The organism is Nocardia abscessus NBRC 100374, assembly GCF_000308455.1.
Taxonomy (GTDB): domain Bacteria; phylum Actinomycetota; class Actinomycetes; order Mycobacteriales; family Mycobacteriaceae; genus Nocardia; species Nocardia abscessus.
The window spans coordinates 32,653-55,003 of record NZ_BAFP01000139.1 but is presented as its reverse complement, the minus strand read 5'-3'; the positions used below and the strand labels follow the sequence as shown (position 1 = coordinate 55,003).

Genomic DNA, 22,351 nt, shown 5'->3' with positions numbered 1-22,351 from the left:
GAGAGGTGGAACACGTCCGATGAAGTACGCGTTGCGGGTCACAGTGGCGGTCGTCGCCGCCGCGGTGCTCGCCCCCTTTCTCACGAGTGGCGCGGCGGCCGCGCCATTGCCGGCCGGTCCCGACGGTGGGGCAGCCGGAGCGGAGTGGACGGCCAACCAGGACGCCGCACAGCAGTTCCCGAACATCCACATCCAGTGGGACGTCCCCATCACGATGAGCGACGGCACCGTCCTGAAGGGGAACGTCTACCGCCCCGCGGACGCCTCCGGGCGGCCCATCGACACGCCTACGCCGACGATCGTGAACCTCACGCCGTACACCAAGCTGGTGTCGAACCTGGCCGATCACGCACAGTCGATTCCCGGCCTGTCCGACGCGCTGATCGAGCTGTTCCGGCAGATCGACATGAGCGGCACCCCGCTGTCCGGAGTCACCGACCTGACCAAGGCGTTCGGCGGCGGCGAACTGCGCAACTTCACCGTCGACCGGCAACTGATCAAGAGCGGCTACTCCCAGCTGGTCGTGGACGTGCGGGGCACCGGTTTCTCCCAGGGCGTCTGGGACATGCTGCGCGGACGCGAACAGCAGGACACGCTCGAGGTGATCGACTGGGCGTCCCGGCAGCCGTGGTCCAACGGGCGGATCGGCATGAACGGCATCTCCTATTCGGGGATCAACCAGGTGCAGGCCGCCGAGCAGCGCCCACCCGCCTTGCAGGCGATCTTCCCGGTCGTGCCGGGCAGCGACCTGGTCAACGACGTGCTGGCGCCCGGCGGCGGCTTCGGCTTCAACTTCATCCCGCTGTGGCTGACCGCGATCAACGGCCTCAAGCTGATTCCCGACCTGGCCTCGGTACTCAACGGGCAGCTGGACACCAGGTGGCTGGCCGACCGCGCCCGGGATCCGTTGACTTTCATGGACGTCCTGCTCAACGTCTACACCACCGCGCGCATCGAGGATCTCGACCCCCGCGCCAAGGAACTGCTGACCGACGGTTCCCGGCCGCGGGAGGACTGGCTCGGTGATCCGGGCGGGATCCGGACGCCGACCTTCGTCACCGGCGGCTGGCACGACCTGTTCGCCTACTCGGAACCCAAGATCTACAACGAGATTCCGCTGCCGCCCGGCCAGAAGCAATTGCTGATGGGCAACACCTATCACCTCAACTCGGGCAACGAGTACGGCAAGCCGGGCCTGCCGCCGCGGCTGGACGTGCTGCAGCGCGCGTGGTTCGACAAGTGGCTCAAGGGCATCGACAACGGCATCGACCAGTACGGTCCGATCACCTTGCGTCAGCAGGGCGGCGGCTGGATCACCACCGACTCCTTCGCCGCGCCGACCGCTGCGGCGGATGCGCAGCAGGCGGTGCACCGCAGGATGTACCTGTCCGCCGCGCCGAGCGGCACCGCGGGCAGCCTCTACGACGGTTCGCTCGACTCGCAGGGTAGCGGCGAGCCCGCGCGCCTGACTGTCGCGCCCGGCCTGACCAGTCTGTGCTCCAACGACGCCGCCCAGGGCACCGCGGGCGTGCTGTCGGTCATCGACGGCTGCGCGAAGGACTCCAGAGTGCAGGAACTGAACGGGCTGACCTTCACCAGCGCCCCGGTCGCCGAGCCGACCTCGATCTCGGGGCGGATCGCGGTGCGGCTCAATACGGTTCAGGACTCCGCCGACGGGTACTGGGTGGTCACCGTGAACGACGTCGCGCCGGACGGGCAGTCGAGCGTGTTGTCCTCGGGGCAGCTCATGGCGTCGCTGCGGGCGATCGACGAGGCGAACAGCAGCAAGTCGGCCAACGGCGACTACACCGACCCGCGACCGTTCACCTCGCTGGAGCAGCGGCAGCCGACGGTCCCGGGCGAGGTGACCACGCTGGACATCGCGTTGCCCGCCACCGAGGCGCTCCTGCAACCGGGCCACCGCCTGCGCGTCGACGTGTACGCGGGCAACTTCCCCAAGGGCCTGCCCATCCTGCCGATGCTGATCGACACCGGTCTGCGGCCACAGCACCTGGAGCTGGATCCCGCCCGTCCGAGCTTCGTCAACATCCCGGTCCGCGGGAATCCGGGCTGGTAGAGCTGGGGCGCGGTCCGAGCGTGCACCCGTCGCGCATCATGGTCGACGCCGCGGGGTATGGGCGAGGGTGCACGCTCCGATCGGCGGCTCCGAAGTGGGTCGAAAAAAATTTCGGCGCGTGTGTCGATCTTCGAGATCCCCCGTTCGACCTATGGGTGAGAGGGTCCAGAGAGGGATCCGAACAACCAGGGAGACAACCATGAAGTACATGCTCATCATGCGCGCCACCGACGAGGCCTTCGCGGGAATGGCGAACATCGACTTCGACCAGATGCTCGAAACGATGGGTAAGTACAACGACGAGCTGATCCGGGCGGGCGTGCTGGTCGCGGCGGAGGGATTGGAGGACGCCGCCGAGGGTGTGGTGGTCGATTACTCCTCCGAGACCCCCGTCGTCACCGACGGCCCGTACGGCGAGACCAAAGAGCTGTTCGGCGGGTTCTACATCCTCAATGTGGCGTCGAAGGAAGAAGCGATCGAGTGGGCCAAGCGGATGCCGATGACCGGCCCCGGGTTCAAGACCGAGATCCGCCGGGTCCCGACGATCGACGAGTTTCCGCAGGACAACGAGTGGATCCAGAAGGAGCGGGCGTGGCGCGAGGCCACCGGTCAGCTCTGAACGGATCGAGGGGCGATGGCCGACCACACCGGCCGTGAAGCCGTAGCCGCGGTCTGGCGGATCGAGTCCGCACGGATCGTCGGTGCGCTCGCGCGGTACACCGGCGACTTCGCGCTGGCCGAGGACTTGGCGCAGGAGGCGCTGGCCGAGGCGCTCGTGACGTGGCCGCGCGAGGGCGTGCCGCGCAATCCGGCGGGGTGGTTGCTCACCGTCGGCCGCCGTCGCGCGATCGACGCTTTCCGTCGGCGCTCCGCCCTCGACGAGAGATACGCCGCCCTCGCCCGAGACCTGGGCGAGGGTGGCGCCGTCTTGGGAGGCGCGCCGGCCGATCCGGCCCGGGACGCCGAGGACCTGCTGTGGGACCCGGACCGGATCGATGACGATCTGCTCGCGGCGATGTTCATCTCCTGCCATCCCGTGCTGTCGCGGGAGGCGAGAGTGGCGCTCACTTTGCGGGTGGTCGGCGGTCTCACCAGCGACGAGATCGCCAAGGCGTTCCTCGTTCCGGCCGCTACCGTGCAGGCTCGGATCACGCGGGCGAAGAAGACCCTCGCCGCGGCCCGGGTGCCGTTCGAGGTGCCACCGGCCGAGGAACGGACCAAGCGCCTCGGTTCGGTGCTCAGTGTGGTCTACCTGATCTTCACCGAAGGGTCGTCGGCCAGCTCCGGGGCGGATCTGATCCGGCTCGACCTCGCCAGCGGTGCACTGCGCCTGGCGCGGGTACTCACCAGGCTCGTGCCGGACGAGCCCGAGACACACGGCCTGCTGGCGCTGCTCGAATTGACCGCGGCGCGCTTTCCCGCCCGCACCGGGCCCGACGGCGAGCCGGTGCTCCTGGAGCACCAGGACCGCCGCCGTTGGGACCTCGCCGCGATCCGCCGGGGACAAGCCGCCTTGGCCCGCGCCGAGCAGGTCGGCCGGGGCCTCGGCGCCTACGGGTTGCAGGCGGCGATCGCCGAGTGTCATGCCGTCGCCCACTCGGTCGAGGCGACGAACTGGGAGCGCGTCGTGCTGATCTACGAGGCGCTCGGCCGGCTCGCGCCGTCGCCGGTGGTCGACCTCAACCGTGCGGTGGCGGTCTCCATGGCGCAGGGTCCGGCGGCGGCGCTGCCGATCGTGGACGAGCTGGTGGCCGCCGGGACGCTGTCGAATTCGCACCTGCTGCCGAGCGTTCGAGGCGAGCTGCTGATCCGGCTCGGGCGCATCCAGCAGGCCCGCGGCGAACTGGAGCGCGCCATCGGCATGTGCGGCAACCAGCGCGAACGGCAGGTGCTGGAGCGCAAGCTCGCCGCGCTCGACCCGGCCTGATGCCTTTGTGGTCAGTCGGCGACGGCGAACGCGGCCTCCAAAGGCGGGAACATCGCGCGGGCATCGTGTCCGGCGAACCAGAGACCGACGGTGAACACCGACAGTGCCTCCAGGTAGCGGGCCCGGTGCAGCCCGCCCGCCGGGATCGGTTGCAGCCCGAGGTCTTCGGCCAGCGCCGCGACCGCCCGCACCGCGGCTTCGTCGTCACCGCACAGCGGCACCGCCAAGCGGCGGTCCTCGAAGATCCGCCCGTTCGCCTCCCACACCTCGGCGGCACACAGATTGAACGCCTTCACCACGTGCGCTCCGGGCGCTTGCACCGCGATCCGTTCCGCGACAGCGTCCTCGGCGAGCACGAACGCGGTGACTCCCTGCGGCGCCGAAGCGTCCGGGGCGAAGGCGTTCGTGCAGTCCACGATCGTGCGTCCGACCAGCAATTTCCCGGCGGCGCGCAGCACCTGCGACAACGCCGCGACCGGCACCGCGAGCACCACGACATCGCCGAAACCCGCCGCGTCGGTGATCGTTCCGGCCCGCGCGCCGATCGCGGCGGCCAGTTCCCCTGCGGCGTCGGCGGATCGGGCGCCGACGAGTACCTCGTGACCCGCCGCGCTCCAGCCGCCGCCGAGTGCCCGCGCCATCGCGCCCGCACCGATGATTCCGATTCGCATCCCAACTCCTGACTCGAAAGTGTTCGCCCACGACGCTAGGAATCCCGATGGGCACTCCGGGGTGCGCAACGCGCTGGCAAGCTGGAACCGTGAGCACGGCACCGATCGAACCGGTCTCGGCGGAGCGGGTGGATTACGCGCCGTACGGCGACTTCGAATCCGACTGTCCCGCCCGGATGGGTGTGGACATCTTCGGCAACTCCTGGTTGCCGGTGATCGTGTACATGCTGCGCGAGGGGCCCATGCGTCCCGGCGAGCTGCGTACGGCCATCGGCGGGATCAGCCAGAAGATGCTGACGCAGACGCTGCGCCGGATGGAACGGATGACGCTGGTGCGCCGTCGTCGCTACGCCGAGGCCCCGCCCCGGGTCGAATACGAGCTGACCGCCGCGGGCGCGGACCTGTTGCTTCCCATCTACGCCCTCGGCGAGTGGGTGGACAAACACGGCCGCGCGGTGAACGAGGCGCTCGCCGGAGCCGACGAAGCGGACTGACCGCCCGGTGAATACGCTGCGAGTACGCCATGTCGAACAGTGCGTAAACTCGGGGCTAACGGGGCCGGAAGGGCCTGTGACCTGCGCGAAACTTCGCGTACCCGGCGTTGGCCAACTGGTCGGCGACCGTACGATTCAAGTGTGAGTGTTCCCCAGGCCGTGCTGCTGGCAGTCTTGGCGGCTGTCGTCGGTCTGGCAGTCGGCGGGCTACTTATCCCGTATGTGAATGCCAGGCAGGCCGCACGCAGGCAGGCCGAGTCCGGTCTCACCATGTCCCAGGTTCTCGATTTGATCGTGCTCGCCTCCGAGAGCGGCATCGCGGTGGTGGACGAGTACCGCGACGTGGTGCTGGTCAATCCGCGCGCGGAGGAACTCGGACTGGTCCGCAATCGCCTGCTCGACGAGCGCGCCTGGGCTGCGGTGGAGAAGGTGCTGGCCACCGGCGAATCGTCGGAGTTCGACCTCACCGCGAAGAATCCGGTCCCCGGCCGCGGACGTATCGCGGTGCGCGGCGTCGCCAGGCAACTGTCACGGGAAGAGACCACCTTCACCGTCCTGTTCGCCGACGACGATTCCGAACAGGCCCGGATGGAAGCCACCCGCCGCGACTTCGTCGCGAACGTCAGCCACGAGCTCAAGACTCCGGTCGGCGCGATGAGTTTGCTCGCCGAAGCTCTCCTGGAATCCGCCGACGACCCGGAGGCCGTGCGACACTTCGGTCAGCGCGTGCTCGGTGAATCGCGCCGCCTCGGCAAGATGGTCACCGAGCTCATCGCGCTCTCCCGTCTGCAGGGCGCGGAGAAATTGCCCGAACTCGAGGTGGTGGACGTGGACACCGTGGTGATGCAGGCGGTCGATCGTTCCCGCACCGCCGCCGAAGCCGCCGGGATCACGGTGAGCACCGACCGCCCGAGCGGGCTCGAGGTGCTCGGCGACGAAACCCTGCTGGTCACGGCACTGTCGAACCTGGTCGAGAACGCGATCGCCTACTCGCCCGCCGGTTCGCACGTGTCGGTGAGCCGCTCACTGCGCGGCGATCACGTGGCGATGGCGGTGACCGACCGCGGCATCGGCATCGCCAAGGAAGACCAGGAGCGGGTGTTCGAGCGATTCTTCCGGTCCGACAAGGCGCGTTCGCGCTCGACGGGCGGCACCGGACTGGGCCTGGCTATCGTCAAACACGTGGCCGCCAACCACAACGGGGAGATCACCCTGTGGAGCAAGTTGGGCACCGGATCGACGTTCACCTTGCGCATACCCGCCCACCACGAAGCAGGCGCCGACGACGACCACGACGGCGCCGTGGTGAGCATGAAAGAAACAAGCCCGCGTCCCACCGGACCGGGCCGACCGAATGGTGTGGAGGCACGCAGATGACGAGTGTTCTGATCGTCGAGGATGAGGAGTCGCTGGCCGATCCGCTCGCGTTCCTGCTGCGCAAGGAGGGTTTCGAGGTCACCGTGGTCGGTGACGGGCCGTCCGCGCTCGCCGAGTTCGACCGGTCCGGTGCGGACATCGTGCTGCTCGACCTCATGCTGCCCGGCATGAGCGGCACCGATGTGTGCAAGCAGTTGCGCACCCGCAGCGGCGTCCCGGTGATCATGGTCACCGCGCGCGACAGCGAGATCGACAAGGTGGTCGGCCTGGAACTGGGCGCCGACGACTACGTCACCAAGCCGTATTCCGCTCGCGAGCTCATCGCGCGCATCCGCGCCGTGCTGCGCCGCGGCGCGGGCGACGAGCTGGACGGCTCCAACGAGAGCGGCGTGCTGGAAGCCGGTCCGGTCCGGATGGACGTCGACCGGCACACCGTGATGGTGAACGCCAAGCCGGTCACGCTGCCGCTCAAGGAGTTCGACCTGCTCGAATACCTGCTGCGCAATTCCGGGCGGGTGCTCACCCGCGGGCAGCTGATCGACCGGGTGTGGGGCGCCGATTACGTCGGCGACACCAAGACCCTGGACGTGCACGTCAAGCGGCTGCGCTCGAAGATCGAGGCGGACCCGGCCAAGCCGGAACACCTGGTCACCGTGCGCGGGCTGGGCTACAAACTGGAGGCATGACCGCCCGCGCGTCGCGGCGAACACGAACGGCCGAGAGCACTGCGGTGCTCTCGGCCGTTCTGTCGGCGTACGTCAGGGGAAGTAGATCCAGGTGGTGCCGAGCGGGGTCTCGGTCTTCTGCAGGGTGATCCAGCCCAGATCGTCTTCCTGCATGCAGTCGTAGAGGTCCGCGGTGTTGGTGCCACGGCAGGCGATGGTGTGCGAGGTGCCGTACGGGCTCGCGATCAGGAGCTTGCCTGCGGCCTTGGCGTTGACCGCGGCCGGATCGGTGGCCGCGACGAACTCCGTGGTGAAGTCGTAGAACTTGTGCGGGTCGCCGTTCGGCTCGGCGTGGGCTACTCCGGTCAGCGAGAGGGCAGCGCCCAGTGCGATGGTCGCCGCGGTGAGAACTTTCTTGGACATAACGGCACATCAAACCCGATCCGGGTGAAGCTCGCATGGCGAGCGGGTGAACCCCCGCTCGGCCGGATGGCGAGCGGCGACCGGACTGGGCGCTCGACCAGCAAACGGTCAGGCGACCGGATCCGCGGAATCCCGCATCCGGTCGGCGTGCACCGTCGCCGGGTGGACTGCGATCAGGCCGAGGCCCTCGCGGCGTTTGCAGTGCCGGGCCAGCTCCGCGTAGGCGGGCGCGCCGATCAGCTCGGTCAGCTCGGGACCGTAGGACTGCCAGACCGGCTTGCTGCCGACGTGGGCGTCCGGGGAACCGGAGCAGTACCAGTCCAGATCGGCTCCGCCCGGCCCCCAGCCGCGGCGGTCGTATTCGGTGATCACGGTGCGCAGGATCTGCACGCCGTCGGGCCGGTCCACCCAGTCCTGGGTGCGGCGGATCGGCAGCTGCCAGCACACATCCGGCTTCACCTCCAGCGGCTCGATACCGCGCCGCAGGGCCATCGTGTGCAGGGCGCAGCCGACGCCACCCGCGAAACCGGGACGGTTGAGGAAGATGCACGCCCCCTCGAACCGGCGCGTGCGCAGGGCAGGCTCGTCGTCCAGCTCGTCGAGCTCCAGATAGCCGCTCTTGGTGAGCTTGCCCTGCTCGTTGACGGCCTCGCCGCGCAGCTGCCAATCCTGGGGTGTGAGCATTTTCACAGCGCGGCCCAGTCGTTTGCGGTCGTCGTCGTCGGAGAGGAACGCGCCGTGCGAGCAGCAGCCGTCATCCGGCCGGTCGGACAGGATGCCCTGACAGGCGGGCGTGCCGAACACGCACGTCCATCGGGACAGCAGCCAGGTCAGATCCGCGACGATCAGATGCTCGTCGTTTGCCGGATCGACGAACTCGATCCACTCGCGGGGAAAGTCGGGATCCACTTCCGGGGCCGGGTCGATCTTCGCCGCTGGTCGGGGCCGGGTCGGGCTGCTCGGGGATGCGCCTACCGTCACGGAATAGGACGCTAACAGTTCAGTCGCCTGGGCTGAAGTGCCGCATCACCCAGTACCGTGTTCATGTGCGGCTTGGGGTACTCGATGTCGGAAGCAATACCGTTCACCTGCTCGTGGTGGACGCGCATCGTGGCGGTCACCCCTTGCCGATGAGCTCGACGAAAGCCACCTTGCGCTTGGCGGAGAACATCGACGAGGCGGGCTGCATCACCGAGGCGGGCGCGCAGAAGCTGATCGATACGGTGGCCGAGTTCGCCAGCATCGCCGAGACGTCCAAGTGCGTCGAGCTGATGCCGTTCGCCACCTCGGCCCTGCGCGAGGCGGCCAACTCCGAAGAGGTCCTCGGCCGCGTGCGCGCGTCGACCGGCGTCGACCTGCGGGTGCTGACCGGCGTCGACGAGGCGCGGCTGACCTTCCTCGCGGTGCGCCGCTGGTACGGCTGGAGCGCCGGGCGCATTCTCAATCTGGACATCGGCGGCGGATCGCTGGAGATGACCAACGGCGGCGACGAGGAGCCCGATGTCGCGCTGTCCTTGCAGCTGGGCGCGGGCCGGTTGACCAGGGAGTGGCTGCGCGAGGACCCGCCGGGCAAGCGCCGGGTCGCCGTGCTGCGCGACTGGCTCGACGCCGAGCTGGTGGTTCCGGCGAAGAAGCTGCTCGAGCCGGGCAAGCCCGATCTGGCCGTCGGCACATCCAAGACATTCCGATCCCTGGCCCGGCTGACCGGAGCGGCGCCCTCTGGGGCCGGTCCGCGGGTGCGCCGTACACTTACGGGCTCGGGTCTGCGCCAACTGATTGCGTTCATCTCGCGGATGACGGCGTCGGACCGTGCAGAATTGGAAGGCGTAAGTTCCGATCGGTCACAGCAATTGGTGGCCGGCGCATTGGTCGCGGAGGCGAGTATGCGGGCACTTTCGCTGGAATCCTTGGAGATTTGTCCATGGGCGCTGCGCGAAGGGCTGATCCTGCGCAAACTGGATACCGATATGAATGGTGGACCCGAAGCAACGTACTCAGCGGGCGCGGCGACCGGAGACGGTAGGCCCGCGCCCGGCGGTGGCGCGCCGCTGCCTGGCTCGATCGGGACGGTGTCGTCATGAGTGAGGACTCCAAACAGCTGTCGGTCGCGGAACTGCTGGCGCGTAACGGCCAGCAGAGCGGCTCCTCCGGTGGCGGCAGGCGCCGCCGCGGTGGCAGGGGCATCTCCGTCGCCGAACTGACCGGCGACCTGCCGGTCATCCGGGAGGGTGGTGGCCATTCCGCGCACGCAGCGCCCGATTCCGGCGCGGAGGAGCAGGCCTACGCGCCGCCCTCGTTCGATCCTCCGGCCCCGGAGCCGGTTTCCTACGCGCCGGAGCCGCAGCCCGACCCGTCGTCGTATTCGCCCATGTCGGGCCCGATCTCGATGTACGACCCGCTGGCCGGTTACGCGCAGCCCGACCCGCCGCGGGCCGATCCGCCGCCCGGGCGATCCAGCCGCGTCATGCCCGGCCGGGAGATGCCCTCCTCGCGGCACGGCACCTACGATCCGCTCTCGCCGGACACCCCGGTGTCGGACCTGTTTTCGGCCGCGCCCGGCCCGTATGTGCCGGACCCGCTGGGTGGCGGCGTCGCGGAGACGCCCCCGCGTTCGGGACGCAGGCGCAGGCGGGAGGAGCCCGACGAGGAGGCCACCGAGGTACGGTCCTGGCACGAAATCCAGCCCGAGCCGTTCGGCCGGGACGCGCTGTCCGATCGCCGGGTCGCCGAACCGGGCCGCAACGGCCACGCGGAACTCGACGAGCCCGCCTTCGGCCACTCGCCCCTTCCCGAGCGCAACGGCGCCCGAGGCGGTCGCGCGGCCAGGCGCAGGGCGGCGGAGGCCGCGGAAGCGGCCGAGGATCTCGGCCCGTCCACCGCGGCCTGGTCACCGTCCACCGGCGGTTTCGCTCCGGAGTCGGCCCCGCTTCCACTCCCGCCGCCGCCGGATCCGAGACCGAAACCCGGCAGGCCCGTTCCACCCGAGCCCCAGCCGGAGGCGCAGCGCAGACCAGCCCGGCGCAACGGCACGGGCGAGAACGGTCTGCCCGCTTGGTCGGCCCGGCGGCACAAGACGCAGGCCGATCCGGCGCCGGAATCCGGCGGCATCCCGACCTCCGCGTGGTCGCTGGCCAGCCAGGACCAGCAGTTGCTCTCCGGCCAGACGGTCGCGGGCGACCTGCTGCGCGACGGCGTCGACCGTGCCGAGCGCGGGGCAGCGCAGCGCGGCGGGCGCCGTGGGCGCGGTGGGCGGGCTGCCGCCGACGTCGCCGACCTGGACGGCGTCACCGACGTCTACGAGCCGATCGCGCTGGACGACGATGACGACATCGACGACGAGCCGCGCGCCGCGACCAGGGCCACCGCGCCGCGCCGGTCTCGGGCGGCGAAGAAGACGGAGGACGACGCCAACCGGCGCCAGTGGATGATCCTCGGCGGTCAGAGCACCGGCGCCGCCGTCGCGGGCATGTTGCTGTTCAAGGGCTTCGAGCGCATGTGGGAGATGCTCCCCTGGGTGGCGCTGGCGCTGGCGATGATAGTGATTCTGGGCTTGGTGGCCCTCGTGCGGATTCTGCGCAGGACCGACGACATCCTCAGCACTGTGATCGCCGTCGTCGTGGGCATCTTCGTCACGCTGGGGCCACTAGCCTTTCTTCTCAGTACGAACTGAGTAGGGAGCGGCTGTGGGGAACATCGGGCAGGCGAACGAGACCGGAGTGCGGCACACGCCGGAGGTGGGGTCGCGCACGGGCGCGGGCTCGCCGGGAGACCAGGGGAGCGCGCCCGATCCGAAACCCATCAAGGTCGGCCTCTCGACGGCCTCGGTGTATCCGCAGAACACGGAGGCGGCGTTCCGCTATGCCGCCGAGCTCGGCTACGACGGCATCGAACTGATGGTCTGGGCCGAGCCGGCCAGTCAGAGCATCGCCACCGTGCAGGCATACTCCCGCAGGTACGACGTCCCGGTGCTCGCCGTGCACGCGCCGTGTCTGTTGATCTCGCAGCGGGTGTGGGGCTCGGACCCGGTGGCCAAACTCGCGCGCAGTGTGCGCACCGCCGAGGCGTTCGGCGCGAGCACGGTGGTGGTGCATCCGCCGTTCCGCTGGCAGCGCCGCTACGCGGCGGGGTTCGCCGAGCAGGTGGCCGAACTGGAAGAGAACAGCCCCGTGATCGTCGCGGTGGAGAACATGTTCCCGATGCGTGCGGACACGCTGTTCGGCCGGCGCGAAGGCGCGGTGAAACGGCTGGAGCGCCGGGGTGGCCCCGGTCCGGCGCTCACGGCGTTCAGCCCCTCCTACGACCCGACCGAGACGGGTTTCCGCCACTACACCCTCGACCTGTCGCACACCGCGACCGCGGGCGCCGATCCGCTGGCCCTGGCTGCCCGCATGGGCCCGGGCCTGGCCCATCTGCACCTTGCCGACGGCCGGGGCGCCGCGCACGACGAACATCTCGTTCCCGGCGAGGGCACCCAGCCGTGCGTGGAAGTGTGCGCGAACCTGGTGGACACCGGCTTCTCCGGCCAGGCCGTCGCCGAGATCAATACGCAGAACGCGCGCACCACCAAGGACCGGGCCGCGATGCTGCACCGCACGCTGGCCTTCGCCCGCAGGCATCTGACCGTCGCTGCCGCGCCCACGCCCAGCGGCGCGCACCGCGGGTCGTCCGAGCCGCCGATGTGACGCTGGTCGCTCCTCCGCTACGGCGCGATGCGTTTGTCCGCGCGGTGCGTTGTACGCTGTACGAACGCCGCTCGGCAGCTGCGCGCTACATCGCCGCGAACGACGCCATCGGGTGCGGCCGACGAAGGACAGGAGTGAGGATGACGACGGAGCTGACCGACCTCGGCCGGGCCGCCACGACCGACGCACCGTTCAGCAAGGTCTGCGCGCTGACCGAAGCCCGCCCCTCGACCCAGGGAACCGGCCGCTACCTCGGCGTCATCGATGACATCTGGACCATCGGCCCGAAGGTGCACGGCGGGACGATGGTCGCGGCCAGCGCGGCGGCGGCGACCAATTGGCTGCGCACGTCCGATCCCGCCCTGGTCGGCATGGCCCCGATCGCCGCGAGTTCCGATTTCCTCGGCGCCCCCAACCCCGGCGAGGTCGAATACGAGGTGCGTGTCCGCAAGATCGGCCGCCAGATCTGCCTGGCCGACGCCGACCTCGTCCAGGACGGCCGCGTCCTGGTGCGCACGGCGCTGACCTTCAGCCGCCTCGACGACGCCGACCCGATCTACGCGCCGGAGCACGCCGATATGCCGGCGCAGCCGCCCGCCGACGCGATCGGCTACGAGCCCGGCTCCTCGATGGGCGACATCGTGCACGTGGGCCGAGGCGCCGAGATCTATCTCGACCGCGAGTGGGCCCGCTTCCTCGACGGCGCGAAGGATGAACCGCGCCTGCGGCTGTGGATGCGTCCGCGCCCGGGTGACGAGCAGGATCCCGACGTCGCGATGTACTTCGCCATGATGAGCGCCGACATGAGTCCGCCGGTGCCGATGAACCTCGGCCACTTCGGCTGGGCGCCCACCGTGCAGATGACCACCTACCTGCGCCGCAGGCCCGCGCCGGGCTGGCTGCGGATCATCGCCACCACCCACGAGGTGGGCGGGCGGATGTTCGACGAGGATCAACTGGTGCTCGACTCGACCGGCGCGGTCGTCGCGCAGAGTCGTCAGCTGGCGCTCGTTCCCCAGCGCTGAGCGTCGGCGCGCGCCGTCTAGCCTTGAGCCCCATGACGAGAATTGCGGTGATCGGTGGCGGGCGCATCGGGGAGGCGCTGGTCGCCGGGTTGCTGGAGTCGGGGCGGCTGACCAAGGACTTGGTCGTCGTGGAGACCCATCGGGAACGGGCCCATCAGATCGCCGATCGCTTCGGCATCCGGGTCACCGACGACGTGGCGGATGCCGCGGTCGGCGCCGATCTGCTGGTGATCGCGGTGAAACCGGGTGACGTGGACGCCGTGCTGGCACCGCTGGGTAAGGCGGAGATCGGCAGCGATCGCGATCAGGTGCTGGTCTCGCTGGCGGCCGGTGTGCCGACCGCGCGGCTGGAGGGCAAGTTGCCCGCCGGATTCCCGGTGGTCCGGGTGATGCCGAATACGCCCATGCTGGTGGGGCAGGGGATGAGCGTCATCGCGCCGGGCCGCTACGCGCGCCAGCAGCATCTGGAACTGGTGACCGAGGTGCTCGACGCGGTCGGCAAGGTGGTCACCGTGGCGGAGAGCCAGATGGACGCCGTCACCGCGGTGTCCGGCTCCGGCCCCGCCTACTTCTTCCTGGTAGTCGAGGCCATGGTGGACGCGGGGGTCGGGCTCGGGCTCACCAGGGACGTGGCCACCCGGCTCGTCGTGCAGACCATGGTCGGCTCGGCCGCCCTGCTGGACGGCTCCAGCCAGACCCCCGCGGAACTGCGCGCCGCGGTCACCTCGCCCGCGGGCACCACCGCGGCCGCGATCCGCGAGCTGGAGCGCGGAGGACTACGCTCGGCGTTCTGGGAGGGCCTCTTCGCAGCGAAGCAAAGGTCCGCCGAACAGGGCGCGTCAGCGGAGTGACCGGTCTGTTTCAAATCGGAAAACCCGATTTCTCACTCCCGTCGCAGTAACACCACTGGTCCCGCTAAGCTTCAAGGAGCACGTGCGTGTCTGTTCCGCCGGTGGGGAAGCCGGCGGCGCGGACGTGCCGGAGGTCAATGGTGCAATGATGTCTTCGAACAAGATGTCTGCGAATTCCGGAGCGTCCGGCGGCTCCGGTCCCGCAGGCAATCGGGGGAATTCCCGTGTACAGCGTGAGGCCGCGACGCAGGGGCAACCTGTGCTCGGCGGCGGCACCCAGTTTCTCACCGTCGCCGAAGTGGCGAATCTGATGCGGGTGTCCAAGATGACGGTCTACCGGCTCGTGCACTCGGGCGAGCTGCCCGCGGTGCGCGTCGGCCGATCGTTCCGGGTACACGCCAAGGCGGTACACGACTATCTGGAAACGTCTTATTTCGACGCTGGATGAGGCGGTTTCGAGACCGCAGGGGCGTGCCGGTACGATAGACCCTCGGTTCGTGTTCGCCCGCCGGTGGCATCGCTGTTGGGTGCCCCGTGGTATCCGGCGGCGCGAGCACGGGACGTGAGGCCAGCCGAGCGACCCCGGCCGGTCGGCCGGGGTACCGGCCGACGGGCGTCCGGCAATCGCGCACGGGCAGCGTGCGCGCCGAGTAGAGAGAACGCGAGGACAACCCTATGGGTTCTGTGATCAAGAAGCGCCGCAAGCGCATGTCGAAGAAGAAGCACCGCAAGCTGCTTCGCCGCACGCGTGTCCAGCGGCGCAAACTCGGCAAGTAAGGCATCGCTGCGTGTTAGCTGCGGAGGCCCGTCACCAATAGGTGACGGGCCTTTTGTTTGAAACTTGAAATTTTGAAAATCTTCATTTGTATCGCGTGACTGAAGTCATCGTTAGATCCTGGTTAATACTCTCGGTGAGCGGGTAGGTACCCGCTACGCTGGGCACTGGGAATAATCACAAAGGCGGCTGGCAAGGGAAGCGGGTGCCGGTGGGTTCTGAGGGTCGGGAAGGTCACACACCGAGAGTCGTGCTGGTCACCGGGGCCAGCCGCTTCTTCGGTGGCACGGTCGTCGCCCGGCTCGCTCAGGAGCCCGGGATCGAGCGCATTCTCGCCGTCGACACGATGACGCCGGGGCGAGAGTTGCAGCGGCGCATGGGCCGCGCGGAGTTCGTGCGAGCGGATATCCGAAACCCGTTGATCCGTAAGGTGATCGATGGTGGCGAGGTGGATACCGTGGTGCACACCGCCGTGCTGGCGCGTCCACCCGCGGGCGGCGGGCGCCCCGCGATGAAGGATCACAACGTCCTCGGCGCCATGCAGCTGTTCGCGGTGTGTCAGAAGGTGTCCTCGGTGCGCCGGGTCGTGCTGCGCTCCTCCTCGGCGGTGTACGGTTGCAGTGCGAAGGACCCCGCGAAATTCAGTGAGGAAATGAGCGCGCGCACACCACCGCGCGGTGGGTTTGCGCGGGACATGATCGATATAGAGGGTTACGTTCGGAGCCTCGCCCGGCGACGTCCCGATATCGCCACTTCAATTCTGCGATTCGCGCCGATCGTGGGCCCCCGGCTGGCCGCGCGCGGCGTGCAATATCTGCGTTCGCCGGTAACCCCTACCGTATTCGGCCGGGACGCCAGGATGCAGCTGCTGCACGAAGAGGACGCGGTGGCCGCGCTGACGCACGCTGCACGAACCGCGGCGAGCGGCACCTACAACATCGCGGGTGACGGCGCGCTGTCGTTGTCGCAGGCGGTCCGGCGGGCAGGCCGGATCGAGCTGCCGGTTCCCTTCACGGTGTTCCGCACCGCGGGGCGCCTGCTCATGGGCCCCGTCATGCGGGAGTTCTCCGCCGAACAGCTCGACTATTTCCACTTCGGATGTGGCCTGGACACCACGCGCATGCGCACCGAGCTCGGGTTCGAGCCGCGCTGGACGACGGTACAGGCGTTCGACGACTTCATAGGGGGCGCAGCGTTGCGGCCCGTGGTCGATCCAGCGTGGATCGACGCCGCAGAACACAAACTGCTCGGCCTGCTCGGGGCCGATACGGGAGCACACCAATGAACGACGTAGCGAAAGTCATCCAACTCCACGATCTGCAGATCGAGGCGCGCCAGCGGCCGGTGCCACGCCGCCTGGCCGTCCCGAGTCCGGTGACCTCGCTGACGGAACGGCGCGCGGCGGCAGCGCCCGCCCCGCCGCAGTCGCTGTCGGGAATGCTGCGCGGCGCGCTGGGCAAGCAGATCACCAAGACCGCGGATTTCGCGCGCCGCAGGCTCACCGGCGACTACCAGGTCGACGAATTCGGTTTCGACGAGCATCTGCTCGAGTCGGTCATCCTGCCCGCGCTGCGCCCGCTGTCGGAGCTGTGGTTCCGGGCGGAGGTCAGCGGGATGGACAACATCCCCGAGGCGGGCGGCGCGCTGATCGTGGCCAACCACGCGGGCACCGTGCCGCTGGACGGGCTGATGCTGCAGCTGGCCGTGCACGACCGGCACCCCAAACAGCGCGCGCTGCGCTTGCTCGCCGCCGATCTGATCTTCGAGACGCCGGTGCTCGGTGTGCTCGCGCGCCGCGCGGGCCACACGCTGGCCTGCCGGGAAGACGCCGAACGGCTGCTGCGCTCCGGCGAACTGACCGGCGTGTTCCCGGAAGGATTCAAGGGCGTCGGCAAGCAGTACACCGATCGCTACAAGCTGCAGCGCTTCGGTCGCGGCGGTTTCGTCGCCGCCGCGGTGCGCACCGGCGTGCCGATCATCCCGTGCTCCATCGTCGGCTCCGAGGAGATCTACCCGAAGCTGGCCGATCTGAAGCCGCTGGCCCGGCTGCTCGGCCTCCCGTACTTCCCGGTGACGCCGCTGTTCCCGCACCTCGGCGTGCTCGGCGCGGTACCGCTGCCGTCCAAGTGGTACATCGAATTCGGCACCCCGATCCCCACCACGCCCTATGAGCCCGAGGCCGCCGACGACCCGATGACCATGTTCGAGATCACGGATCAGGTGCGCGAGACGATCCAGCAGACGCTCTACAAGCTGCTCACCAAACGCCGCAACGTCTTCACGGGCTGAGTTGTCGGCCGCGCGGCCGCGAACGGCCGCGCGTGCTCGGTTGCTGGGGCCGTCGGTCAGTGGCCGTCGCGGCGGCGGGTGACCGCCGCTGCGACCGCGCCGCCTGCCGCGCCCAGGGCTAGGGCGGTGGGCACGCCGATCTTGGCGGCTTTGCGGCCGGTTCGGAAGTCGCGGATTTCCCAGCCGCGGTTCTTGGCGACTTCGCGTAGGTCCGAGTCCGGGTTGATCGCCACGGCGGTGCCGACCAGCGAGAGCATCGGCACGTCGTTGTGGCTGTCGGAGTACGCGGTGCATCGCTTGAGGTTCAGGCCCTCACGGATCGCCAGTGTGCGCACGGCGTGCGCTTTGCCGAGTCCGTGCAGGATGTCGCCCACCAGCCGCCCGGTGAACGTGCCGTCCACGCTCTCGGCCACGGTGCCCAGCGCGCCGGTGAGGCCGAGGCGCTTCGCGATCACCTGAGCCAACTCCACCGGGGTGGCGGTCACCAGCCACACCTGCTGGCCCGCGTCCAGATGCATCTGCGCGAGCGCGCGGGTGCCGGGCCAGATCTTGTCGGCGATGATCTCGTCGTAGATCTCCTCGCCCAGCGCGGCAAGCTCGGCGGTCGAGCGCCCGGCGATGAAGGCCAACGCCTTCTCCTTGCCGCTGGCCATATCGGTGCTGCTCTCCTTGCCGGTGACCCGGAATTTCACCTGTTTCCAGGCGACGTCCACCAGATCGGAGGTCTTGAAGTACTTGCGCGCCGCCAGACCGCGGGCGAAATGCACGATCGACGCGCCCTGCACCATCGTGTTGTCGACGTCGAAGAACGCGGCGGCGGTCAAGTCGCGCGGCGCCTCCGGGCCCGGCGGCGCCGCCTCACCCGCGGCGAGTTCCGCGTCGTGCAGGGTCAGCGCCGCGTCCGCGCTCGCCTCACCGGCGAGATTGGCCCGCAATTCCTCTTCACTCGGGCCGAAGGGGCTGCGCGAGATACGGGCGAGCTGGTCCTGCAGACCCTGGCCCATCTGGCTCAGATTCCATCGCGCCGGAAACTCACCGAATCGTCCCGCGATGAATCCGGCCCTCGCCACCTTCGATCGTTCCGGCACCAGTACCTCCGCCCGTCGCGCGAACCATGTCAACAGTAGCCGGATCGGGTGACAGTCACGGCAGAAGGCGGCGCGCGACACATTCGCGTGGCGCGCACCGAGGCGGTGTGATCTCCGCGGCCCGGATTAAATATCGGTCATGACCAATCCCACACATTCGGTGACATTGCTGACTCGCGCGGGCTGCGGACTGTGTGCGACGGCACTGGAACGGCTGCGCGTGATCTGCGCCGAATTCGGTATCGAACCGGGGACCGTCGACGTCGACGAAGCCGCCGCCACCGACCCTGGCCTGCGCGCCGAGTACGGCGACCGGCTTCCCGTCGTCCTGCTCGACGGCCGCGAACACAGCTATTTCGATGTCGACGAGACCCGATTGCGGGTGGACCTGACGCGCTGAGGTACGGCGTTTTCCGTCCGATTCGGCCGCTGTGCTGGTCGCAGCGGAAAATGAGGCCAATTTCACCGACTTTGTGCAGGGCTTCACAAGCAGTTACGGTGGTGGCACGCGACCCGCATGCCGAGGCTGCGGAGCCGCCCCGAAATCCGAAACTTCGACACCATGGCACCGGACCGCCCGCGGGTCAGAGGGGTCGAACGACGAACCGGTGCCCGAGGCCCGGAACGAGGAGCCGACGACGTGACAGAGCAGCATGAGGCGCCAGGCGGCGTCTCCGGCAGGGCTCTGCAGAAGGACATCCCGCAGGCCACCGTCGCGCGGCTGGCTACCTACCTTCGGGTTCTCGCCATGTTGGCCGACGACGGTGTTGCCATCGTATCTAGTGAGGAACTGGCTGTCGCGGCGGGTGTCAATTCGGCCAAATTGCGCAAGGACCTTTCCTTCCTCGGCCCCAACGGCGTTCGCGGCGTCGGCTACGACGTGGCCAAGCTCCGCTCCCGGATCGAAGACGTGCTCGGCCTGTCGCAGGGGCACCGTGTCGTGCTGGTCGGCGCGGGGAATCTGGGCCGGGCCCTGGTCGGCTACGGCGGGTTCCGGCGGCGCGGCTTCTCCGTGGTCGGCATGTTCGACAGCCACCCCGAGGTGATCGGCATGCCGGTCGCCGGTCTCGTGGTGCGCGACGTCGCCGAGCTGGCGGACGCGGTCGCCGAGCTGGAGCCGACCATCGCGGTCATCACCGTGCCCGACGACGCGGCCCAGGACGTCTGCGACCGGCTCGTCGCGTCCGGGCTCCAGTCGATCCTGAGCTTCGCCCCCGTTGAGCTGGTCGCACCGGCGACGGTCGAGGTCCGTCGCGTCGACCTGGCCGTGGAGATGCAGATGCTGTCGTTCGAGCGGGTGCGCAACGCGGAGCAGGCCCCGCTGCCGGAAGTCGCGCACGCCGGCTCGGGTCGTATCGCGCACCGGCTGCCGACGCCGCACGCCGCGCCCGCGCATCCGGCACTCCAGCACTCGACAACCCCGCACACGGCAACGGAGCCAAGCAGCAAGGGATCGGTGGTCACACCATGAGCGTTCTCCTCGTCGGCATCTCGCACCGCAGCGCGCCGGTACCGGTGCTGGAGAAGGTGGCCGTCACCGATGCCGACCGGCCCAAGCTGATCGACCGCCTGCTCGCTTCCAGCCACGTGTCCGAGGCGATGATCGTCTCCACGTGCAACCGGGTGGAGGTCTACGCGGTGGTGGACGCCTTCCACGGCGGTCTCGCCGAAATCGGTGACCTGCTCAGCAAGCACTCCGGGCTGCCGATGCCCGACCTGACCAAGCACGCCTACGTCCGCTACTCCGAGGCCGCCGCCGAGCACCTGTTCGCGGTGGCGAGCGGGCTGGACTCGATGGTGATCGGCGAGCAGCAGGTGCTCAGCCAGATCCGCGGCGCCTACGCCTCCGCCGACGCGCAGCAGGCGGTCGGGCGGACCTTGCACGAACTGGCGCAGCACGCGCTGCGGGTCGGCAAGCGGGTGCACGCCGAAACCGGCATCGACCGCGCGGGCGCGTCGGTGGTGTCGGTCGCGCTGGATCGCGCGCAGCACGTGCTCGGCCCGCTGGCCGGCCGCACCGCCGCGGTGGTCGGTGCGGGCGCGATGGGCGGTCTCGCCGTCGCGCATCTGTCGCGCGCCGGGATCGGCCGGATCATCGTGGTGAACCGCACCATAGGGCGGGCGCGCAGACTCGCGGAGACCGCGCGGACGCACGGCGTCGAGGCCGAGGCCATGGAGCTGTCGCGGCTCACCGAGGCGATGTCCGCCTCCGACGTGGTGGTCACCTGTACCGGCGCGGTCGGCGCGGTCGTGACGCTGGCCGACACCCACCGCGCACTCACCGAGCGGGAGCGGGGCGAGGAGTTCGCCACCGTGGAGCGGCCACTGGTGTTCTGCGATCTCGGCTTGCCGCGCGATGTCGAGCACGCCGTGGCCGGGCTGCCCGGCGTCACGCTCATCGACATCGAGACGTTGCAGCGGGATCCGGCGGCGGGCGCCGCCGCCGACGACACCGCGGCCGCCCGGACGATCGTCGCCGACGAACTCGCCAAATACCTTGCCGGACAGCGGATGGCCGAGGTCACCCCGACGGTGGCCGCGCTGCGCCAGCGCGCCGCGGAGGTGGTGGAGGCCGAACTGCTGCGGCTCGATTCGCGGCTGCCCGGCTTGGCCGACCCGGAACGCGACGAGGTCGCGCGCACCGTGCGCCGGGTGGTCGACAAGTTGCTGCACGCGCCGACGGTGCGGGTCAAGCAGCTCGCGTCGACGCCGGGCGGCGACAGCTACGCCGAGGCGCTGCGCGAATTGTTCGAACTCAAACCCGGTGCGGCCCAAGCGGTCGCCGCGCCGATGGAGATCACCGCGCTCGCGGGCGATCGCGCCGAGATCACATTGGCCGACGGAGAGATCGCGCTGGCCGACGACTTCACCGCGGGCCATCGCGGCGAGGAACAGGGGCAGACGGCATGACCATGGTGCACCAGGAAGACAACGCGACCGCGGACGGCACCCGTACGCCGTGGCGGATCGGCACCCGGGGGAGCCTGCTCGCGCTCACCCAGGCGGGTACGGTGCGCGACGCGTTGATCGCGGCCGGGCAACCTGCCGAGCTGGTGGTGATCAAGACCGCGGGCGACCTGTCGTCGGACCCGGTGCAGACGATCGGCGTCGGCGTGTTCACCTCCGCGCTACGCGACGAGCTCGCGGCGGGCGCGATCGACATCGCCGTGCACTCCTACAAAGATCTGCCCACCGCGCAGGACCCGCGCTTCACCATCGCCGCCATCCCGCCCAGGGAGGACCCGCGCGACGCGCTGGTGGCGCGCGACGGGCTGGTGCTCGGCGAACTGCCCGCGGGCTCGAAGGTCGGCACCTCGGCGCCGCGCCGCGCGGCCCAGCTGCGGGCACTCGGGCTCGGCCTGGACGTCGTCCCGCTGCGCGGCAACCTGGACACCCGGTTGCGCAAGGTCAGCGAGGGCGAACTGGATGCCGTCGTGGTGGCCAGAGCCGGCTTGGCCCGCATCGACCGCTTGGACGCGGTCACCGAGTCGCTGGAGCCGGTGCAGATGCTCTCGGCGCCCGCCCAGGGCGCTCTCGCGGTGGAATGCCGCAGCGACCACACCGCGCTGGTGGAGATCCTGTCCGGCCTGGACGACGAGGCCACCCGCTCGTCGGTCATCGCCGAGCGGTCGCTGCTGGCCGAACTGGAGGCGGGCTGCACCGCGCCGATCGGTGCGCTCGCCGAGGTGGTCGAATCACTCGACGACGAAGGGCGGATCGTGGACGAGCTGTCGCTGCGCGCGTGCGCGGCGGCGGTCGACGGATCCGACGTGCTGCGGGCATCGGTGGTCGGCGCCCCGGCCGACGCCGCGGAGCTCGGCCGTGCGCTTGCCCGCGAGTTGCTCGATATGGGTGCGCGCGAGTTGCTCGCCGCCGAACCGGACGACGGTTCCCCCACCCGGGCGGTGAGTTCGCCCGCCACAGACTTGCCCAACCCCAGCCCAATGGAGAACAGCCGATGAGCGGAAGCACAGGCACCGTGCCCTCGGGTATGCCGGAGCCGAGCG

The 22,351-nt window shown here is 69.6% G+C and carries 23 protein-coding genes; 19 read left to right on the top strand and 4 right to left on the bottom strand.

Annotated elements, in window-relative coordinates; all coding sequences use genetic code 11:
* Positions 1 to 19: 19 nt before the first annotated feature.
* The 3 genes from ON19_RS27760 to ON19_RS27750 all read left to right on the top strand — a co-directional run bounded on the left by ON19_RS27760 (position 20) and on the right by ON19_RS27750 (position 4,004).
* Positions 20 to 2,077 carry a CocE/NonD family hydrolase gene (locus ON19_RS27760; protein WP_043699069.1) on the top strand — a complete coding sequence of 686 codons (2,058 nt, stop codon included), beginning with the start codon at positions 20 to 22 and terminating at the stop codon, positions 2,075 to 2,077.
* A gap of 199 nt (positions 2,078 to 2,276) precedes the next feature.
* Positions 2,277 to 2,696, top strand: a complete 420-nt coding sequence (locus tag ON19_RS27755; protein WP_043699067.1) for a YciI family protein — start codon at positions 2,277 to 2,279, stop codon at positions 2,694 to 2,696.
* A gap of 15 nt (positions 2,697 to 2,711) precedes the next feature.
* Positions 2,712 to 4,004 carry an RNA polymerase sigma factor gene (locus ON19_RS27750; RefSeq protein ID WP_043699065.1) on the top strand — a complete coding sequence of 431 codons (1,293 nt, stop codon included), beginning with the start codon at positions 2,712 to 2,714 and terminating at the stop codon, positions 4,002 to 4,004.
* An 11-nt stretch (positions 4,005 to 4,015) separates the two neighbouring features.
* Here ON19_RS27750 and ON19_RS27745 read toward each other — a convergent pair whose 3' ends face one another.
* On the bottom strand, positions 4,016 to 4,675 hold the full coding sequence (locus tag ON19_RS27745) for an NADPH-dependent F420 reductase (protein ID WP_043699063.1): 660 nt from the start codon (positions 4,673 to 4,675) through the stop codon (positions 4,016 to 4,018).
* Between the two features lie 89 nt (positions 4,676 to 4,764).
* Between ON19_RS27745 and ON19_RS27740 the strand changes: the two genes are divergently transcribed.
* The 3 genes from ON19_RS27740 (at position 4,765) to ON19_RS27730 (ending at position 7,232) form a co-directional block, all read left to right on the top strand.
* The gene (locus tag ON19_RS27740; protein WP_227954488.1) at positions 4,765 to 5,169 is read left to right on the top strand and encodes a winged helix-turn-helix transcriptional regulator; all 405 of its coding nucleotides are present in this window, start codon (positions 4,765 to 4,767) and stop codon (positions 5,167 to 5,169) included.
* A gap of 141 nt (positions 5,170 to 5,310) precedes the next feature.
* Positions 5,311 to 6,546: a sensor histidine kinase gene (locus ON19_RS27735; RefSeq protein ID WP_043699061.1), complete on the top strand. Its 1,236-nt coding sequence runs from the start codon at positions 5,311 to 5,313 to the stop codon at positions 6,544 to 6,546.
* Positions 6,543 to 7,232 (top strand): response regulator, encoded by a 690-nt coding sequence (locus tag ON19_RS27730; protein WP_043699059.1) that lies wholly within the window; start codon positions 6,543 to 6,545, stop codon positions 7,230 to 7,232. The genes ON19_RS27735 and ON19_RS27730 overlap by 4 nt, the downstream gene beginning before the upstream one ends.
* Before the next feature lie 72 nt (positions 7,233 to 7,304).
* Here the strand turns inward: ON19_RS27730 and ON19_RS27725 are convergent, their stop codons facing one another.
* Together ON19_RS27725 and ON19_RS27720 are read right to left on the bottom strand one after the other, a co-directional pair.
* A complete protein-coding gene (locus ON19_RS27725; RefSeq protein WP_040870397.1) occupies positions 7,305 to 7,634 on the bottom strand; it encodes a hypothetical protein in 330 nt (109 codons plus the stop codon).
* Positions 7,635 to 7,742: 108 nt separating this feature from the next.
* A complete protein-coding gene (locus ON19_RS27720) occupies positions 7,743 to 8,615 on the bottom strand; it encodes a DUF3109 family protein (RefSeq protein ID WP_051169371.1) in 873 nt (290 codons plus the stop codon).
* 65 nt (positions 8,616 to 8,680) lie between these two features.
* Here ON19_RS27720 and ON19_RS27715 point away from each other — a divergent pair, with 65 nt between their 5' ends.
* The 9 genes from ON19_RS27715 to ON19_RS27680 all read left to right on the top strand — a co-directional run bounded on the left by ON19_RS27715 (position 8,681) and on the right by ON19_RS27680 (position 17,256).
* Complete coding sequence (locus ON19_RS27715) at positions 8,681 to 9,715, top strand: Ppx/GppA family phosphatase (RefSeq protein ID WP_043699057.1); 1,035 nt, start codon at positions 8,681 to 8,683, stop codon at positions 9,713 to 9,715.
* Complete coding sequence (locus ON19_RS43155; RefSeq protein WP_051169370.1) at positions 9,712 to 11,304, top strand: Rv0497 family membrane protein; 1,593 nt, start codon at positions 9,712 to 9,714, stop codon at positions 11,302 to 11,304. Before ON19_RS27715 ends, ON19_RS43155 begins: the two co-directional genes overlap by 4 nt.
* A gap of 127 nt (positions 11,305 to 11,431) precedes the next feature.
* On the top strand, positions 11,432 to 12,316 hold the full coding sequence (locus ON19_RS27705; RefSeq protein WP_043699623.1) for a sugar phosphate isomerase/epimerase family protein: 885 nt from the start codon (positions 11,432 to 11,434) through the stop codon (positions 12,314 to 12,316).
* A 140-nt stretch (positions 12,317 to 12,456) separates the two neighbouring features.
* Positions 12,457 to 13,341 (top strand): thioesterase family protein, encoded by an 885-nt coding sequence (locus ON19_RS27700; RefSeq protein ID WP_051169369.1) that lies wholly within the window; start codon positions 12,457 to 12,459, stop codon positions 13,339 to 13,341.
* A 32-nt stretch (positions 13,342 to 13,373) separates the two neighbouring features.
* Positions 13,374 to 14,192: a pyrroline-5-carboxylate reductase gene (gene proC, locus ON19_RS27695; RefSeq protein ID WP_043699055.1), complete on the top strand. Its 819-nt coding sequence runs from the start codon at positions 13,374 to 13,376 to the stop codon at positions 14,190 to 14,192.
* A 145-nt stretch (positions 14,193 to 14,337) separates the two neighbouring features.
* A complete protein-coding gene (locus ON19_RS27690) occupies positions 14,338 to 14,640 on the top strand; it encodes a helix-turn-helix domain-containing protein (RefSeq protein WP_372478648.1) in 303 nt (100 codons plus the stop codon).
* Between the two features lie 227 nt (positions 14,641 to 14,867).
* On the top strand, positions 14,868 to 14,969 hold the full coding sequence (locus tag ON19_RS40770; RefSeq protein ID WP_003402602.1) for a 30S ribosomal protein bS22: 102 nt from the start codon (positions 14,868 to 14,870) through the stop codon (positions 14,967 to 14,969).
* A 209-nt stretch (positions 14,970 to 15,178) separates the two neighbouring features.
* Positions 15,179 to 16,252, top strand: coding sequence for an NAD-dependent epimerase/dehydratase family protein (locus ON19_RS27685; RefSeq protein WP_051169393.1), 1,074 nt, complete (start codon positions 15,179 to 15,181; stop codon positions 16,250 to 16,252).
* Positions 16,249 to 17,256, top strand: a complete 1,008-nt coding sequence (locus tag ON19_RS27680; protein ID WP_043699050.1) for a lysophospholipid acyltransferase family protein — start codon at positions 16,249 to 16,251, stop codon at positions 17,254 to 17,256. Before ON19_RS27685 ends, ON19_RS27680 begins: the two co-directional genes overlap by 4 nt.
* Before the next feature lie 56 nt (positions 17,257 to 17,312).
* Here ON19_RS27680 and ON19_RS27675 read toward each other — a convergent pair whose 3' ends face one another.
* The gene (locus ON19_RS27675) at positions 17,313 to 18,260 is read right to left on the bottom strand and encodes an HAD family hydrolase (protein ID WP_051169392.1); all 948 of its coding nucleotides are present in this window, start codon (positions 18,258 to 18,260) and stop codon (positions 17,313 to 17,315) included.
* Between the two features lie 223 nt (positions 18,261 to 18,483).
* Between ON19_RS27675 and ON19_RS27670 the strand changes: the two genes are divergently transcribed.
* The 4 genes from ON19_RS27670 (at position 18,484) to hemC (ending at position 22,306) form a co-directional block, all read left to right on the top strand.
* Positions 18,484 to 18,744: a glutaredoxin family protein gene (locus ON19_RS27670; RefSeq protein WP_043699048.1), complete on the top strand. Its 261-nt coding sequence runs from the start codon at positions 18,484 to 18,486 to the stop codon at positions 18,742 to 18,744.
* 240 nt (positions 18,745 to 18,984) lie between these two features.
* Positions 18,985 to 19,815, top strand: coding sequence for a redox-sensing transcriptional repressor Rex (locus ON19_RS27665; protein WP_043699615.1), 831 nt, complete (start codon positions 18,985 to 18,987; stop codon positions 19,813 to 19,815).
* The gene (locus tag ON19_RS27660; protein WP_043699047.1) at positions 19,812 to 21,254 is read left to right on the top strand and encodes a glutamyl-tRNA reductase; all 1,443 of its coding nucleotides are present in this window, start codon (positions 19,812 to 19,814) and stop codon (positions 21,252 to 21,254) included. Before ON19_RS27665 ends, ON19_RS27660 begins: the two co-directional genes overlap by 4 nt.
* Positions 21,251 to 22,306, top strand: coding sequence for a hydroxymethylbilane synthase (gene hemC / locus ON19_RS27655; protein WP_051169368.1), 1,056 nt, complete (start codon positions 21,251 to 21,253; stop codon positions 22,304 to 22,306). Before ON19_RS27660 ends, hemC begins: the two co-directional genes overlap by 4 nt.
* Positions 22,307 to 22,351 lie beyond the last annotated feature (45 nt).